Annotated in this window: 18 protein-coding genes and 1 riboswitch; of the genes, 11 read left to right on the top strand and 7 right to left on the bottom strand. The window is 69.0% G+C overall.

Going from position 1 to position 15,351, the window contains the following annotated elements:
• Nucleotides 1–140 precede the first annotated feature (140 nt).
• The 6 genes from EV644_RS40750 to ribH all read left to right on the top strand — a co-directional run bounded on the left by EV644_RS40750 (nucleotide 141) and on the right by ribH (nucleotide 5,120).
• Complete coding sequence (locus EV644_RS40750; protein WP_132196509.1) at nucleotides 141–731, top strand: TIGR03086 family metal-binding protein; 591 nt, start codon at nucleotides 141–143, stop codon at nucleotides 729–731.
• 74 nt (nucleotides 732–805) lie between these two features.
• Nucleotides 806–937: riboswitch (FMN riboswitch) on the top strand.
• Between the two features lie 128 nt (nucleotides 938–1,065).
• Nucleotides 1,066–2,112, top strand: coding sequence for a bifunctional diaminohydroxyphosphoribosylaminopyrimidine deaminase/5-amino-6-(5-phosphoribosylamino)uracil reductase RibD (ribD, locus tag EV644_RS40745; RefSeq protein ID WP_199240309.1), 1,047 nt, complete (start codon nucleotides 1,066–1,068; stop codon nucleotides 2,110–2,112).
• Nucleotides 2,113–2,739: a riboflavin synthase gene (locus tag EV644_RS40740; RefSeq protein WP_132196507.1), complete on the top strand. Its 627-nt coding sequence runs from the start codon at nucleotides 2,113–2,115 to the stop codon at nucleotides 2,737–2,739.
• On the top strand, nucleotides 2,736–3,416 hold the full coding sequence (pnuC, locus tag EV644_RS40735) for a nicotinamide riboside transporter PnuC (RefSeq protein WP_132196505.1): 681 nt from the start codon (nucleotides 2,736–2,738) through the stop codon (nucleotides 3,414–3,416). Before EV644_RS40740 ends, pnuC begins: the two co-directional genes overlap by 4 nt.
• A 1-nt stretch (nucleotide 3,417) precedes the next feature.
• On the top strand, nucleotides 3,418–4,650 hold the full coding sequence (locus tag EV644_RS40730) for a bifunctional 3,4-dihydroxy-2-butanone-4-phosphate synthase/GTP cyclohydrolase II (RefSeq protein WP_132196503.1): 1,233 nt from the start codon (nucleotides 3,418–3,420) through the stop codon (nucleotides 4,648–4,650).
• Nucleotides 4,650–5,120 carry a 6,7-dimethyl-8-ribityllumazine synthase gene (ribH, locus tag EV644_RS40725; RefSeq protein WP_132196501.1) on the top strand — a complete coding sequence of 157 codons (471 nt, stop codon included), beginning with the start codon at nucleotides 4,650–4,652 and terminating at the stop codon, nucleotides 5,118–5,120. Before EV644_RS40730 ends, ribH begins: the two co-directional genes overlap by 1 nt.
• A 57-nt stretch (nucleotides 5,121–5,177) precedes the next feature.
• Here ribH and EV644_RS40720 read toward each other — a convergent pair whose 3' ends face one another.
• Together EV644_RS40720 and EV644_RS45770 are read right to left on the bottom strand one after the other, a co-directional pair.
• A complete protein-coding gene (locus EV644_RS40720) occupies nucleotides 5,178–6,134 on the bottom strand; it encodes a hypothetical protein (protein ID WP_132196499.1) in 957 nt (318 codons plus the stop codon).
• 2 nt (nucleotides 6,135–6,136) lie between these two features.
• A complete protein-coding gene (locus EV644_RS45770; RefSeq protein WP_199240308.1) occupies nucleotides 6,137–7,078 on the bottom strand; it encodes a hypothetical protein in 942 nt (313 codons plus the stop codon).
• 61 nt (nucleotides 7,079–7,139) lie between these two features.
• On the opposite strand from EV644_RS45770, the gene EV644_RS40710 reads away from it, so the two are divergent.
• On the top strand, nucleotides 7,140–8,114 hold the full coding sequence (locus EV644_RS40710) for a helix-turn-helix transcriptional regulator (protein ID WP_132196497.1): 975 nt from the start codon (nucleotides 7,140–7,142) through the stop codon (nucleotides 8,112–8,114).
• Here EV644_RS40710 and EV644_RS40705 read toward each other — a convergent pair.
• Entirely contained in the window at nucleotides 8,102–9,073 is a 972-nt protein-coding gene (locus tag EV644_RS40705; RefSeq protein ID WP_132196495.1) for a P1 family peptidase, read from the bottom strand. The two genes, EV644_RS40710 and EV644_RS40705, sit on opposite strands and share 13 nt — an antisense overlap.
• Between EV644_RS40705 and EV644_RS40700 the strand changes: the two genes are divergently transcribed.
• From EV644_RS40700 to EV644_RS40685, 4 genes are read left to right on the top strand one after another with little or no spacing between them, the layout of a single operon-like run.
• Nucleotides 9,072–9,788, top strand: coding sequence for an MBL fold metallo-hydrolase (locus EV644_RS40700; RefSeq protein ID WP_241999381.1), 717 nt, complete (start codon nucleotides 9,072–9,074; stop codon nucleotides 9,786–9,788). The two genes, EV644_RS40705 and EV644_RS40700, sit on opposite strands and share 2 nt — an antisense overlap.
• A gap of 40 nt (nucleotides 9,789–9,828) precedes the next feature.
• Nucleotides 9,829–10,092, top strand: a complete 264-nt coding sequence (locus EV644_RS40695) for a phosphoribosyl-ATP diphosphatase (protein ID WP_132196493.1) — start codon at nucleotides 9,829–9,831, stop codon at nucleotides 10,090–10,092.
• Between the two features lie 46 nt (nucleotides 10,093–10,138).
• The gene (gene hisG, locus EV644_RS40690; RefSeq protein WP_132196491.1) at nucleotides 10,139–10,987 is read left to right on the top strand and encodes an ATP phosphoribosyltransferase; all 849 of its coding nucleotides are present in this window, start codon (nucleotides 10,139–10,141) and stop codon (nucleotides 10,985–10,987) included.
• Nucleotides 10,975–11,463 (top strand): PH domain-containing protein, encoded by a 489-nt coding sequence (locus EV644_RS40685; RefSeq protein WP_241999380.1) that lies wholly within the window; start codon nucleotides 10,975–10,977, stop codon nucleotides 11,461–11,463. Before hisG ends, EV644_RS40685 begins: the two co-directional genes overlap by 13 nt.
• On the opposite strand, the gene EV644_RS40680 is transcribed toward EV644_RS40685, so the two are convergent.
• From EV644_RS40680 to EV644_RS40665, 4 genes are all read right to left on the bottom strand, one after another.
• On the bottom strand, nucleotides 11,460–12,356 hold the full coding sequence (locus EV644_RS40680) for an aldose 1-epimerase family protein (RefSeq protein WP_132196489.1): 897 nt from the start codon (nucleotides 12,354–12,356) through the stop codon (nucleotides 11,460–11,462). The two genes, EV644_RS40685 and EV644_RS40680, sit on opposite strands and share 4 nt — an antisense overlap.
• 4 nt (nucleotides 12,357–12,360) lie before the next feature.
• Complete coding sequence (locus EV644_RS40675) at nucleotides 12,361–13,953, bottom strand: hypothetical protein (protein ID WP_132196487.1); 1,593 nt, start codon at nucleotides 13,951–13,953, stop codon at nucleotides 12,361–12,363.
• Between the two features lie 118 nt (nucleotides 13,954–14,071).
• Entirely contained in the window at nucleotides 14,072–14,824 is a 753-nt protein-coding gene (locus tag EV644_RS40670) for a uridine kinase family protein (RefSeq protein WP_132196485.1), read from the bottom strand.
• Entirely contained in the window at nucleotides 14,811–15,317 is a 507-nt protein-coding gene (locus EV644_RS40665; RefSeq protein ID WP_132196483.1) for a hypothetical protein, read from the bottom strand. The genes EV644_RS40670 and EV644_RS40665 overlap by 14 nt, the downstream gene beginning before the upstream one ends.
• Between the last annotated feature and the right edge of the window lie 34 nt (nucleotides 15,318–15,351).

The raw sequence follows: 15,351 nt of genomic DNA, 5'->3' as shown, positions 1-15,351 counted from the left end.
GCCCGAACCAACGGTAGGACGTACGCCCTCAGCAGCCCTCACCCGCTACGGACGAACTCACCTCGTTTTTCAGGAAAGCGGGCGGCGCCCCGGCTGCGGGCCTATGCTCGGCGAGGGCAGGACGACGAGGAGGAGAGCGGATGGACATCCGGGATCTGGATCGGCGGGCCGGCGCGGTACTCGGCGAGGTGATCATGCAGGTGCGGCCTGAGCACCTGTGGTTCCCCACCCCCTGTCCCGACTGGACGGTGCGCGGCCTGCTGCGGCACATCGTCTCTGAGAACGAGGGATTCGCCGCCGCGGCGATCGACGGCTCGGCCCCGGTGCAGACCTGGACCGGCGGGCGGCTCGGCGACAACCCCGCGGGCGCGTACCGGCGGTCGAACGTGGGGGTCGCGGACGCGTTCGCGGACGGGGGAGCGCTGGACCGGCCGATCGAGGTGCGCGAGTTCGGCACCTTCCCGCGCCGGGTCGCGCTGACCTTCCACCAGCTGGACTGCGTCGTGCACGCCTGGGACGTCGCCCGCGCGATCGACGTCCCGTACGACCCGCCGGACGACATGGTGGAGATGGCCCTCGGCCTGGCCCGCCGCATCCCCGACACCGACGACACCCGAGGCCCCGGCGCCGCCTTCGAACGCAGCGTCAAAATCCCCGGTGGCGCCTCCGACCTCTCCACCCTCCTGGCCCTCCTAGGCCGCAACCCCGACTGGATGTCCCCCCTCGACTGACCAGTCCAGGATGTGACCCAGGTCGTGGTGGGGTTTCGGGGGAGGGGCATACTTGAAGCACGAGTGAACCCACTCGCGTGCTCCGGGGTCGGTGTAATTCCGAGCCGGCGGTGATAGTCCGCGACCCGGTCGTTGCAGTTCGGCGGCCGGTTGACCTGGTGGAATTCCAGGACCGACGGTGAAAGTCCGGATGGGAGGCGCACGCGATCGGCGGGTGCGCTCCGGCGTCCGGACGACGCGGCCTCAGGGCTGCGCCGAGCGGGTCAAACGCGTTGGAGCGGTGCGCGCCGGTTGTCACGACCCCGGGCGCGTCCGTGACAACGAGGGACCGTCAGTGAACAACGCGTCGCCGATCGACATCGCCTGGATGCGTCGTGCCGTCGAGCTCGCCGCCCTGGGCATCGGCACCACCCATCCGAACCCTGTCGTCGGCTGTGTCATCACCGGGCGCGACGGACACCCGGTCGGCGAGGGATTCCACGCCTACCCGGGAGGCCCGCACGCCGAAGTCGAGGCCTTGCGGATGGCCGGCGACCGCGCCCGCGGCGGTACGGCGTACATCACGCTGGAGCCGTGCAACCACACCGGCCGGACCGGTCCGTGTGCCGACGCCCTGATCGAGGCGGGCGTCGCCCGGGTCGTGTACGCCGTACCGGACCCGAACCGCCAGGCGTCGGGCGGAGCCGACAAGCTCGCCGACAAGAACATCCAGGTCGAGCAGGGCGTGCTCCAGGACGAGGCCGAAGCGGTCAACCACGTCTGGCTGCACTCGATCCGGACCGGCCGGCCGTTCGTGACCTGGAAGTTCGCCACCACCCTGGACGGACGCAGCGCGGCCCCGGACCGGTCGAGCCGGTGGATCACCGGGCCGCTCGCGCGCGCCGACGTGCACCGCAAGCGGGCCGAGTGCGACGCGATCGCGGTCGGCACCCAGACCGTGCTCGACGATGATCCCGAGCTGACCGTCCGCGACGCGGAGAACCAGCCGGTCGGGCGGCAGCCGCTCCGGGTAGTGGTCGGCGACCGCGACATCCCGGCCACCGCGCGGGTCCGCAACGACCGGGCCGAGACGCTGCTGCTTCCCACGCACGACCCCGCCGAGGTGCTCCGGCAACTGGACGACCACCAGATCCGGCACCTCTGGCTCGAAGGTGGCCCGACCCTCGCCGCCGCCTTCCTGCGCGCCGGGCTGGTCGACCAGATCGTCGCGTACGTCGCTCCGGCGGTCCTCGGTTCGGGGTTCTCCGCCATCGGCGACCTGGGCGCGGAATCTATCGCCGATCTGAGGCGCTTCACCCTTGCGGACGTCACCCGCCTCGGCGACGACGTCCGGCTGACCCTGACCCCGCTGACAACTCCATCACCGCAAAGGACGGTCTGAATGTTCACCGGAATCGTCGAAGAACTGGGCACGGTCGAGGCTCTCGACCTGCTGGAGGGCGACGCCGCCCGGCTGCGGATCCACGCGCCGCTGGTGACGTCGGACGCCGGCCACGGCGACTCGATCTCGGTCAACGGCTGCTGCCTGACGGTGATCGAGACCGCCGACGGCACCTTCACCGCCGACGTGATGCGCGAGACGCTGCTGCGCACCAGCCTGGGCAGCGCCGAGAAGGGCGCCCGGGTCAACCTCGAGCGCGCGGTCGCCGCGCACGCCCGGCTGGGCGGTCACATCGTCCAGGGACATGTGGACGGCGTCGGCACCATCGCCAGCCGTGAGCCCGCCGAGCACTGGGAGGTCGTCCGGATCGCGGCGCCGGCGGAGATCCTCCGGTACGTCGCCGAGAAGGGCTCGATCGCGGTCGACGGGGTGTCCCTGACCGTGACGGACGTGGACGACAGCACCGGCACGTTCGGCATCAGCCTGATCCCCACCACGCTCGAGCTGACCGTGCTCGGCCGCAACAAGATCGGCGACACCGTCAACCTCGAGGTGGATGTGATCGCGAAGTACGTCGAGCGCCTGCTCACCGCCGGCGCGCAGGACGACGCTGGAGGCAAGGAATGAGCTTCTTCGACTGGTTGCTGCACGAGCAGGTGTCGATCGCCGGCTCGCCGGTGCTGGTCCGGGAGATCGTCGGCAACGTGTTCGGTCTCGCCAGCGCCTTGTTCGGCATGCGCCGCCTGGTCGCGGCCTGGCCGGTCGGCATCATCGGCAACGTCCTGCTGTTCACGGTGTTCGTCGGCGGGGTCTTCGACACCCCGCAGGACAAGGACCTCTGGGGCCAGGCCGGACGGCAGGTCTTCTTCGTCCTGGTCAGCCTCTACGGCTGGTACCGCTGGTACCAGACCCGCCACGCAGGCGCCGCCACCGGCGTGAACCCGCGCTGGGCGACCACGAGAGAGCGCCTGGAACTGGTCGGCGTCGGCGTGGTCCTCTACGCGATCGCGTACCCCGTGCTGAAGTCGCTGGGCTCGTGGGGACCGCAATGGGATGCGTGGATCCTGACCGGCTCGATCCTCGCCACCTACGGGATGGCGCGGGGTTTCGTCGAGTTCTGGCTGATCTGGATCGCGGTGGACGTCGTCGGCGTACCGCTGCTGGTGCAGGCGAAGTTCTACCCGAGCGCGGCGATGTACGTCGTCTACGGGTTGTTCTGTGTGATCGGGTTCGCCGCCTGGTGGCGGATCCAGAACCGCGAGGCGGCGGCAGCGTCGACTCCCGAACCAGTGGTGGTGGGTTGACATGGGTGAGCTGCTGAAGCTCGACACGATCGAGCATGCGATCGACGAGATCCGGGCCGGGCGCCCGGTGATCGTGGTCGACGACGAGGACCGCGAGAACGAGGGCGACCTGATCTTCGCCGCGTCCAAGGCGACGCCCGAGCTGCTCGCGTTCCTGATCCGCTACAGCTCCGGCGTGGTCTGCGTCCCGATGGAGGCGGCCGAGCTCGACAGGCTCGGCATCCCGTTGATGACTCCGCACAACCGGGAGCGGATGCGGACGGCGTACACGATCTCGGTCGATGCCCGCGACAGCATCTCGACCGGGATCTCGGCGGCGGACCGGTCCCGGACGATCCGGGTGCTGGCCGACTCCGCCTCCGAGCCGTACGACCTGGTCCAGCCCGGGCACATCTTCCCGCTGCGCGGGCGGGAGGGCGGCGTACTGGTCCGGCCGGGGCACACCGAGGCGTCGATCGACCTGGCGCGACTCGCCGGGCTGACGCCGGCCGCGGTGATCTCCGAGCTGGTGAACGACGACGGCACGATGAAGCGCGGGCAGGACCTGCGGACCTTTGCGGACGAGCACGGCCTGGTCCTGGTCTCGATCGCGGACCTGATCCGCTATCGGCAACGGACCGAGACCCAGATCAAGCGGGTGGCGACCACCACGCTGCCGACCCGGTACGGCGACTTCGTTGCCCACGGCTACCGGAACACCGTCGACGGGTCCGAGCAGCTCGCGCTGGTCCGGGGCGACATCGGGGACGGCCCGACGCTGGTCCGGCTGCACTCCGAATGTCTGACGGGTGACGCCTTCGGCTCTCTGCGGTGCGACTGTGGTCCGCAGTTGGACGAGGCGATGCGCCAGGTCGCGGCCGAGGGCGGCGTCGTGGTGTACCTGCGCGGCCACGAGGGCCGGGGGATCGGCCTGCTGCACAAGCTGCAGGCCTACGAGCTCCAGGACGCGGGCCGCGACACGGTCGACGCGAACCTCGACCTCGGGCTGCCCGCCGACGCCCGCGACTACGGCACCGGCGCGCAGATCCTGGCCGACCTGGGGATCACCTCGGTGAAGCTGCTGACCAACAACCCGGACAAGCTGGCCGGAGTACAGGGCTACGGCATCGACGTGGTCGAGCGCCGGGGCATCTCGATCGACCCGACCGAACACAACCTGCGGTACCTGCGGACCAAGCGCGACCGGATGGGCCACCACCTGCCCACCGGCACAGACGAGAACGGAGCCGGCTGATGTCGGGCAGTGGAGCACCAACCATCGAGATCCCGCGGGCCGAGGGAGTCCGGGTCGCGGTCATCGCGGCCCAGTGGCACCCGAAGGTGACCGACTCCCTGGTCGCCGGGGCCGAGCGGGCGCTGGCGGACTCAGGTGTCACCGACTACAAGGTGATCCGGGTGCCCGGGTCCTTCGAGCTGCCGGTCGCCGCGTTGCATGCGGCGAAGGGCGGGTACGACGTGGTGGTCGCGCTGGGCGTGGTGATCCGCGGTGACACGCCGCACTTCGAGTACGTCTGCCAGGCGGCGACCGACGGCCTGATGCGGGTCGCGGTGGAGACCGGAGTACCGGTCGGCTTCGGCCTGCTGACCTGCGACAACGACCCACAGGCCCTCGACCGTGCAGGGCTCCCCGACAGCCGCGAGGACAAGGGCTACGAGTCCGCGCAGGCCGCACTCTCCACCCTCCTGGCCACCCGCGCCCTCTGAAAAGCGTTGCGTCCGAAGAACTGAGGGTCAGGGTCCTCGGATCTTCGGACGCAAGCGTCAAGCGGTCCGCGTGTGCGTCATCTTCCAGTTCGGGAGCCAGGTCTGGCCGCCGTCGGTGGAGAAGGACTGCTCCCAGGCGGCCTGATCCGCGCCGGGCGTCCAGAGGAAGCGCACGTCGATCGGCTGGCCCTCCCACTCGTCCGGACCTTCGAATACGCCCAGGCCGTCGGCGCCGAACGAACCGATCACGGGTGTCTCGAGCCGGCCGCGCAGGCTGTTGATCCAGTGGATCGACCAGGTCTTCGTCTCCGGGTGGAACAGCCGCAGCGTCGCGCCCCGGAATCCCTCGGTCGGGAACCAGCCCTCGTCGAAGCTGATCGCGCCGTCGAAGTACGAGTAGACCTTCATCTTCGAGGGCACCTCGTACCACTCCGCCGGCTCGCCCAGGGCCGGCTTGCGACGCTCGTTCGCCATGTCCCACTCGCCGACGAGGAAGTCGAAGTCGCTGGTCGGCTTCGGGATGTCCACCTGCGGCGGCTCGGTGTCGCGCCGGGTGAAGTCCATCGTCCAGTTGACCTCCCAGGTCTCCCCGCCGTCGTCGGAGAAGGACTGCTCCCAGTGCGCGGTCGTGTCGGTGATGTCCGACCAGGAGTAGCTGACCAGGATGGGCTTGCCGTCGAGTACCTCCTCGCCGACCAGCCAGCACGAGCCGTCCTTCCACCCGCCCTTCACCGGTGGCTGAACCTCCATCGAGGTGCTGCTGATCCAGTAGATCGTCCACTGCTTCTCGACCGGGTCGAACAGCCGGACGGACATCCCGTACGACCCCTTGGTCGGGAACTGCATCTCGTCGATGCTGATCGCGCCGTCGAAGTGGGTCCGGGCGCTGCAGGTGCCGTCGTACTCCTGCCAGTCGTCGCTGCCGACGAACACCTTGTTCAGCGTCCGGTGCCGGACGTCGAAGTGGCCGTCGAGAAAGTCGAAGTCGCCGGTTTCCTTGGTCCAGGTGGTCATGGTCACTCTCCTTGCCGGGTGAAGGTCATCGTCCAGTTGCTCTCCCAGGTCGCTCCGTCGTCGACGGAGAAGAACTGCTCCCAGACCGGTACGTCGCCCGTGGTCCACCGGAAGCGGACGTCGACCGGCCGGCCCTCGTGCTCGTCGGGACCCTCCAGTACTCCGATGCCGTCGGCACCGAATCCGCCGTGTACTGGCGGTTCGAGCACACCCCGGCGGCTGCTGATCCAGTAGATCGACCAGGCCCCGGCAGCCACGTCGTACAGGCGGACGGTCATGCCGTGCGCGCCGTCGGCCGGGAGAGTGACCTCGTCGACGCAGATCGCGCCGTTGAAGAGCGTGTACGCCTCGGAGGTGCTGCCCGACTGCTCGCGCCATTCGTCGCTACCGGTCAACGGCGACACGAGGCGGCGGTGGAGTACGTCCCAGGAGCCGACGAAGAAGTCGAAGTCGCCGGTCACCTTGGGGAGGTCCAGCGGCGGCGGTTCCGTCGTCCGCCGGGTCAGATCCATCGTCCAGTTGGTCTCCCAGGTCTCCCCACCGTCGGACGAGTACGCCTGTTCCCAGTGGGCGGTCTCCTCGGTGATGTCGGACCAGCGCAACCGCACCGGGACCATCCGGTCGCCGAGGTCGTCCTCGCCGTACAGCGTGGCGACGCCGTCCGTCCACTTGCCGCGGACCGGGGGCTGGAGCTTGCCCGTCTTGCTGTTGACCCAGTAGATGGTCCAGTTCTCATCGGCCGGGTCGTACAGGCGGAGCGACAGGCCGTACCCGCCGGCGAATCGCGCCTCGTCGATGCTGACGCCGCCGTCGAAGTGGGTGCGGCCCGTGCAGGTCCCGGTGAACTCCTTCCACTCACCGGTTGGCTGCAGCACGCGATGGGCCACGTCGAAGTGTCCGGTCAGGAAGTCGAAGTCGCTCGTCAGCTTGGTCAATGTGGTCATGACCAGACCTTCTCGTGGATACCTGACAGGTCATGTCAGTGTTCCGGAGTAGCCTCGAGTCATGCGTTCGAGTCGCCTGCTGTCGATCCTGCTCCTGCTGCAGACCCGCAGGCAGTTGACCGCGCGTGAACTCGCGACCGAGCTGGAGGTCTCGCTCCGCACGATCTACCGCGATGTCGAGGCGCTGGCCGCCGCCGGAGTCCCCGTATACGCCGACCAGGGCCGGGCCGGGGGATACCGCCTGGTCGACGGATACCGCACGAAGCTGACCGGGCTCACCGAGGGAGAGGCGGCCGCGCTCTTCATGGTCGGCATGCCTGGTCCCGCCGCAGCACTCGGCCTGACCGAGCAGACGAGTGCGGCCGAACTCAAGCTCCTGGCCGCGCTGGGCCCCGATCAACGCGACCGCGCCGGGCGGCTGAAGAACCGCTTCCACCTGGACATGCCGGCCTGGTACCGCGAGGCCGAGGACTCACCGCACCTCGCGGCGATCGCGGCGGCGGTCCTGCACGACCGCCGGATCAAGGTGCTCTACCGGCGCTGGGAGGCGCCCCGCGAGGTCGAGCGCATCCTCGAGCCGTACGGCCTCGTGCTCAAGAACGGCACCTGGTACGTCGTCGCCGCCACCCCCGGGGGACTCCGTACCTATCGCGTCTCGAACATTCTCGAGCTGACCCCGACCGACGAGGAGTTCACCAGGCCGGACGGGTTCGACCTCGGCCGGCACTGGCAGGACCACCTGGACCAGTTCGAGCAGCGGCGGTTCACGAGCGAGGCGGTGGTCCGGATCTCCGCGCCGCTGGTGGCCCGGCTCAGCGACCTGTCGTCCACCCTGCTGCTGAAGGCGATCGCCGACGCCGGGGCGGAGCCCGACGAGGACGGCAGCATCACGGTCGCAGTACCGATCGAGGCGATCGGCAACGCGGCCACGCAGCTCGTCCGGTACGGCGATCGTCTCGAGGTGCTCGACCCGCCGGAGCTCCGCGCCGAGCTCAGCCGGCTGGCCCGGTCGTTGGTCGCCCTCTACGAGTCCTGACCCCGCTCGGCGACCAGTTCGAGAGGTACGGCGTACTGCGTGTTGCCGCCGAACCCGGTGACGGTGTGGGCCATCGTCACCGAGTTCAGCAGGGCTTCCTCGGTTGACTCGGTGACGGCGTGGAAGACGTTCCTCAGCAGGCGATCCTGCATGCCCTCGCCGGTGCGGGCCGTGCTGAAGGCGATGGCGTAGTCGCCGCTGCCAGGGGAGTAGTCGGAGCCGACCCGGGCCATGGCGAAGATCGCACGTCTGGCCAGGCGGCCGAGTTGGCGGGCGTCCAGCGGGAGGTCGGTGGCTACGACGATCATGCAGGAGTTGCCCTCGGGTTCAGCGACGGGATCTCGGTGGATGGGAGTGCCGAGGACGGTGAGGGTGCCGGAGAAGTTGGATTGGACGAGGGCGCCGACGGTGCCGCCCGTGACCGCGCGGGAGGACGTGCCGATCCCGGCTTTGAAGCCAAGGGCGCTGGTGCCGGTGCCGGCTCCGACGCAACCTTCAGCGGGGAGGTCGGTGGAGGCTGAATCGAGGGCGTCGAAGACGTGCTGGGGCGTGATCGGACGCCGGCGGATGTCGGAGAGGAAGCCGTCGTTGGTCTCGCCGACGACCGGGTTGAGGCTCGTCGCCGTCGGGTCGCGGTCGAGCAGCCAGGTCAGCAGCGCATCGGCGACCCGGAAGACCGAGAGTGTCCCGGTCAGCAGTACCGGCGTCTCCAGCACGCCGAGCTCGTCCACCTGGGTGGAGCCGACCAGCTTCCCGTAGCCGTTCCCCACCGCGATCGCCGCGGGTAGCCCGGCGGCGTACCCGTCCGGCACGATCGCCGTCACCCCGGTGTGCAGGTCACCTCCGTCGTCGATCGTCGTCTGCCCGACCCGGATCCCCGGCACGTCGGTGATGGCGTTCAGCGGACCGGTCGGCAGCGAACCCGGTACGACTCCCAGTTCTCGAACTCTCGATGGCATGCCAGCTATCGTCGGGCAGATGGTCGAGTTGGTGCACCTCAGCGGCCGGGTCTGGCTCTATCCGCACGACCCGGACCCCGAAGCGGTCCGCCCGTCCGTCGCGGTGATCGCCGACGACCGCGGCAGCGTCCTGGTCGACGCCGGCAACAGCCCGGTCCACGCCACCGAGGTCCAGCAGGCGATCGCCGCAGCCGGTCTCCCGGCGCCCACGATCCTCGTCTACACCCACCACCACTGGGACCACACCTGGGGAGCGTCCGCCTGGGAGAACGTCGAGGTCATCGCCCACACCGCGGCCGTCGACCTCCTCGAGGCGGAAGCGAAGCGCCCGTGGAGCCACCAGTACCTGAGAGACCAGGTCGCCGAGAACCCGAGACTCGGTCCGAGCTTCCGCGCCCGCGCGCTGGCGATGCCGGGCTGGGACGGGTTCGAGGTGATCGTGCCGCACCGGACCTTCGAGGACACCCTGACTTTGCCGACCGGAGTACAACTGCGGCATGTCGGCGGGAACCACGCGCCGGACTCGCTCGTGGTCCTCGACCCCGAGTCGGGCGTGATGCTGCTCGGCGACTGTTTCTACCCGCCGCCGTTCCACCTGCGCACCGACTCCGACGGGATGGACTTCGGGATGGTGAAACGGCTCCTCGCGGAGCGTCACGCCTGGTACGTCGACGCCCACTCACCGCCTCGGGGAAGTCCGGACAGCGAGACCTGATCGCAACCTGCGACCGGCCGACCTCTAGGCTGAGCCTGCGATGAAGACCTTTGACGAACTCTTCGCCGAGCTGGGCGAGAAGGCGCTGACCCGACCGGAGGGCTCCGGCACGGTGGCCGCGCTCGACGCCGGTGTGCACTCGATCGGCAAGAAGCTGGTCGAGGAGGCCGCCGAGTCCTGGATGGCCGCCGAGCACGAAGGCAAGGAACGGGCCGCGGAGGAGCTGAGCCAGCTGCTCTACCACGCGCAGGTGATGATGCATGCGCTCGGCCTGAGCCTCGACGACGTGTACCGACATCTGTAGGAGCTCCTCCAGATCCCCCGGTTCACATCTACAGATTGGCCGTTTCATGCTGCGCGTCGCAGTACCGAACAAGGGCTCGCTGAGCGAGGCCGCCACCGAGATCCTGGCCGAGGCCGGTTACCGGCAGCGCCGGACCACCAAGGACCTTTCCCTGACCGACCCCGACAACGGCGTCGAGTTCTACTACCTGCGCCCCCGCGACATCGCCGTGTACGTCGGTGAGGGCACCCTGGACGTCGGCATCTCCGGCCGCGACCTGGTGCTCGACTCGCACGCGGCCGCCGAGACCATTCTCGAGCTCGGCTTCGGCGGCTCGACCTTCCGGTTCGCCGGCCGGCCCGGGGTGGCCCGGTCGGTGAAGGACCTCGAGGGCAAGCGGATCGCCACCTCGTTCGCCGGCATCCTCAGCGACCACCTGGCCGAGAACGGCGTCAAGGCGTCCGTGGTGAAGCTGGACGGCGCGGTCGAGTCCGCGGTCCAGCTCGGCGTCGCGGACGTGATCGCTGACGTCGTCGAGACCGGTACGACGCTGCGCCAGGCGGGCCTCGAGGTGTTCGGCGACCCGATCCTCAAGTCCGAGGCCGTGCTGATCAAGCGGCACGCGGTGACCCTGCAGCCCAACGGGCTCGAGCAACTGGTCCGCCGGCTGGAAGGCGTCCTGGTCGCCCGCAACTACGTGATGATGGACTACGACATCCGCGCCGAGGCGGTCGAGGCCGCGAACGCGGTGGCGCCGGGCCTGGAGTCGCCGACGGTCTCGCCGCTTCATCGGGAAGGCTGGGTCGCCGTCCGCGTGATGGTGCCCCGGGCCGAAGCACAGCGGATCATGGACCAGCTCTGGGAGATCGGCGGCCGGGCCATCCTCACCACGGACATCCACGCATGCCGGATCTGACCACGATGACCTCGAAGGACACGGCGGCCCCGCGGGCGGAGTGGACCTTCCACCCGTGGATGGTCGCGATGATGTCGACCGCGATGGGGCTGTCCCTGGTCGCCGTGTTCGGGGTGATCTGGTTCCGGTTGTCGGCGGAGTCGCGGGACAGCTTCACGCCGTTCCAGCGGATCACGCTGCTGGCGTTCTTCGGTGTCATCCTCTGGCTGCTCTACCGGATGGCCACCGTCCGCGTCACGGCGTACGCCGACGGGCTGCGGGTCCGGAACGTGTTCAAGAGCTACCGCTACGGCTGGGACAATGTGAAGGCGCTGCGGTTCCGCGCGGGCGACCCGTGGCTGCAGCTGTTCGATGCCGAGGGCAACAGACTCGGCATCCTCGCGGTGCAGGCGTCGGAAGGCGCCCGGGCGGGCCGCGCGGCCAAGGAGCTTGCCGCGTTGGCCCGCTCCCACGGCGCCGGCCAGACGCCCGCCTAGACGCTGACGTTGAAGCTGGTGGTGTGTTCGTCGCCGGGTTTCAGGACGACCAGGTGGTCGCCAGTCTTGAAGGCGTCCGGCGGACACGTCATCGGCTCGACGGCCAGCCCGACCCGGCCGATCGCGTTGCCCGTGTAGAGCTGCATCCACCTGGTGTCACTGCGCAGCCGTGCGCTGTTGCCGCTGTCCGGATCGGTCAGCCGCACCTCCCAGGACTCCGGCAGCCCGGTGAAGGCGTTGTCGATATCGAGATCCTGCAGCTTCTTCGCCTGACTGAAGTCGTACTGCGAACCGCCCACCGCCGCGAGTCCGACCGGGCTCAAGCGATCCGGGGTGACCTCCAGCCAGTCGGCCGCGGTGAACTCCAGCTCACACTCGTCGATCTTCCGGCCGACGGACAGGTACGGGTGGGAGCCATACCCGTACGGCGCGTCGCCGGCGCCGACGTTCACCGCCCGGGCAGTGACGGTCAACCCGCCCTCGGCCTCCAGGTGGTATTCGAGGCTCAGGTCCAGCTGGTGCGGGTACCCCGGCTGGCCGTGGAGGTGGTGCGCCAAGTGGACGACGGATTCGTCGGTCCCGTCGTCCACCTGCTCCCAGTTCGCCCAGCGCGTCAGCCCGTGGATCGCGTTCAGCCGGGCCGGCTCGGTCAGGTAGAGCTGCTGGTCCACCCCGCGGAAGGTGTACTTGCCGTCGGTGATCCGGTTCGGCCACGGGAACAGGTGCTGCCCGATCCCCGCGTGCGCCGGCTCGTCCTCGCCGTAGCCCAAGAGCACCTCGCGCCCGCCGTACGAGAGTCCGCGCAGCCCACCTCCCACGCTCACCACGGTGCCGAGGTACTCCCCGGCACGAATCGTCCATTGCTCCCCTGACGGCAAGACCTGTCGGCTCATCCGCCTATCCTCCCGCACCGCTCGTGGAGCCGGCCATCAGCTTGTCGATGCGGCGAGTGCCGGTGTGATCGACCCGGAACCTGAACCCGTGGGGGCTGGCCCACTCCAGTGCGCCATCGTCGAGACGCCGGACCGACCAGCGCCCGTGGGTCTTGACCCGGTGGCTGAATCGCCGCAGGGGTGCCAGGTTGCTGGAATTCGTCTGCCCTGGTGGTCCGGTCGGGTCGTAGGGCTCGATGTGGTCGAGGTCGATCCGCCGGGTCGTCTCAGCTGTCCCGAACGGGAACTGCTCGACCGGGTGGGTCAGCGCAACACGCTCACGAATGCGGTCGGGAATCTCATAGGCGTCGACGCTGACCTTGTCGTTGAGGTCGATCACCGGCCTCACCAGGTACGGGCCGTATCCGATCAATTCGCCCAGTTGGCCGGCCACCATCGGCCCGATGCCTTCGACCCGCAAGACTCCGCTGCCGGTGGCGAGGGTGTGGTCGGTGAGGTGGACGAGAACCTCTGTCCGGCCCGGTGAACGTCCGCCGGACTGCATGGTGTTGCTGTGGGCTTGCTGCTTGATCTGGGCAAGCCTCGCCGCCAGGGCGCGCTGCGCTGCTCGATCCGGCTCTGAATCGTCGCAGTCCTCGCACGCTTCGTGTCGGGTCCGGACCGGCGTGTCCAGGGGATCAGGCAGCTCGCTTTGACCTGGATGGGGTGCGTCTCGGTCTGCTTCGTCATCAACGCCCGGCTCAGGTGGATCAACGGCAGGCGATTCTGCTTCCGCGGGTCCTCCGAAATCTCTGGAAGTCGGGGCGGCGGGGCGCGGCGGGGTGCTCACGGAGAGACTGGAGGCTTGGGCGAGCACGGCGGCGGCGTAGGTCGGGTCAGCGAGGATACCGACGGCCTTGGCGCGGCGCCTTTGGAGAGAGCTGGTGTCGCCGAGGGCTTTCAGGGCTTCAGCGATCGCGTCGACAGTGGCGTCGAAACGGATGACATCGCCCGACGCGGCCAGGATCCAGACGGACTTGTTGCCATGGTCGTTCGAGCGACCGATGTAGACACCTCGTTCGCGGGCCTTCTGCTGGGAGGCCGCCTCGGCTGCTGCGGCGTCTGCCTGCCAGATCGCCGCCTTGACGATCTTCTTCAACCGAAGCGGGGTGACGGAATCGATGATCCCCGCAACCCGCCGATCGACGATGGCGGCGGCCTCCTCGCTCAGGTCGAGGCAGGCAGTGGCGATCTGCCGGGCCTTCCAAGGAGTCGCCTCCTCGTTCAGAACCATCGCGAGGATTCGGGGCAACCTGTGGCGAAGGGCGAGTGCCTGGCCGATGAAGGCCGCCGCGGCACCGGCGGACATGTCCATCATGGCCCCGAACTCAGCAGCGGCGAACTCGCTGATCGATGGGCAGCCCGCTCCGCCGAGGACGATCGCCCGTTCACTCCCAGGTGTTTCGTCGCGCTCGTGGGTCGTGGAATGGTGAAGGTCGGCGTACCGCAGAGCGTGGACGATGAGCCTGACCTCGAGCCGCCGGTGTTCGGCGTGATGCTCCGCGGTCGAGCTGAGCAGCTCGGCCGTATCCAGCTCCCGCACATCGCCATCGAACATGTCTTCGATTCTAGGCGCAATCCAGTGTGCACGCCAAGTCACCAACCCCGCCGTTTTCCGTTGTCCACAAGGGCAAACGTCACACTGGCGCTCGACGAAAACCTGATAGACAACGCGGCTAGGAGGCGGCGGAGTCCTGGGTGAGGTTGACGGACTTCGTCACCAGTTCCGTGTCCGTCGAGTGCGGGGCGGTGGGGTCGCCGTCGACGATGACGTGGGCGCGCTGCCGGCTGTTCTCGATGGCGAAGTGGTCGCGCTCCCAGCGCATCCACTCCAGCCAGTGGTCACGGAGAGCCTCGCCGTCGCGGTCGATACCGCGGTCCAGGCGGACCTCGTTGCTCGTCTCGATCCAGATCCGCAGGGACTGGTAGGGGTCGGCGTCACGGTCGTTCGAGGTGACGCCCTCGACGATCAGCAGGTCCAGGGTGACCGGGACCACGTGGAGCTCGGCGTAGGCGCCGCGGTGCCAGTCGTACCGGCGGTAGCGGCCTTCGCGGCCGTCGGCCAGCCGCTTCAGGACGTGGTCCCGGAGCAGCCCGAACCCGCGAATCGCGCCGTCCCACCCCTCGTACAGGTCGTCCATGTGCAGCACCAGCGTGTGCAGGCCGCGCGCCTCCGCACGCGCGGCGATGCGGTCGGCCAGGGTGGTCTTGCCGGAACCGGCGGGCCCGTCGACGCTGATCAGCCGCGTCCGGCCCAGCCGTGCGGGCGTCTCCTGGACGTGGTCGAGCAACTTGTCGATCGCCAGCGGCCCGTTCGTCAGGGGATCGTGTGTCAGGGGGTCGTGCTTCAGGGGGTCGTTCGTCAGGGAGTCGTGCTTCAGGGGGTCGGTACCAGGGGTGCCCTTGGTCAGGGGGTCAGTTGATTCCATGGCGTTTCAGGATGTCCTCGATCTCGTCGAACTCCGACGATTCCTGGCTCTTACCCGCCTTGGGGGCCTTGGCGGGCTTCGCCTGCTTCGTGGGCTTCGCGCTGGCCGCCGGGGGACCGGACGCCGTCAGCTCACCGATGGCGTCGGAGACCTGCTTGGGCTTGGCCACCTTCTCCGGGGCGTCACCACGGCGCGTCCTGGCCACGCCGGAAACCACGTAGAGCACGACCGAGACGCCGAACAGCGCCACGCCCGCCCACACGGTGGGGGAGAAGATCAGGTGCGTGACCCAGCTCGTGACGCTCTTCACCACGTCCCAGAGCAGCTCGAGCAGCCCGGTCATGTACAGCGAGACCGGGAGCAGCGACCAGGCCACGCCACGCACGCCCGAAGCGAGTCCGCGGCGCCGCCAGGCGGCCCAGGACGCGATCAGGCCGAGCAGCGTGAGGCCGGCACAGAACGGCAGCAGCGTCAGATCATTGAAGTCAGGCACATACCCAGGCTCGCACAGGAACCACACGATCCAA

This window comes from Kribbella orskensis (assembly GCF_004342085.1).
GTDB lineage: Bacteria > Actinomycetota > Actinomycetes > Propionibacteriales > Kribbellaceae > Kribbella > Kribbella orskensis.
This window is presented reverse-complemented; position numbering and strand designations above follow the sequence as displayed.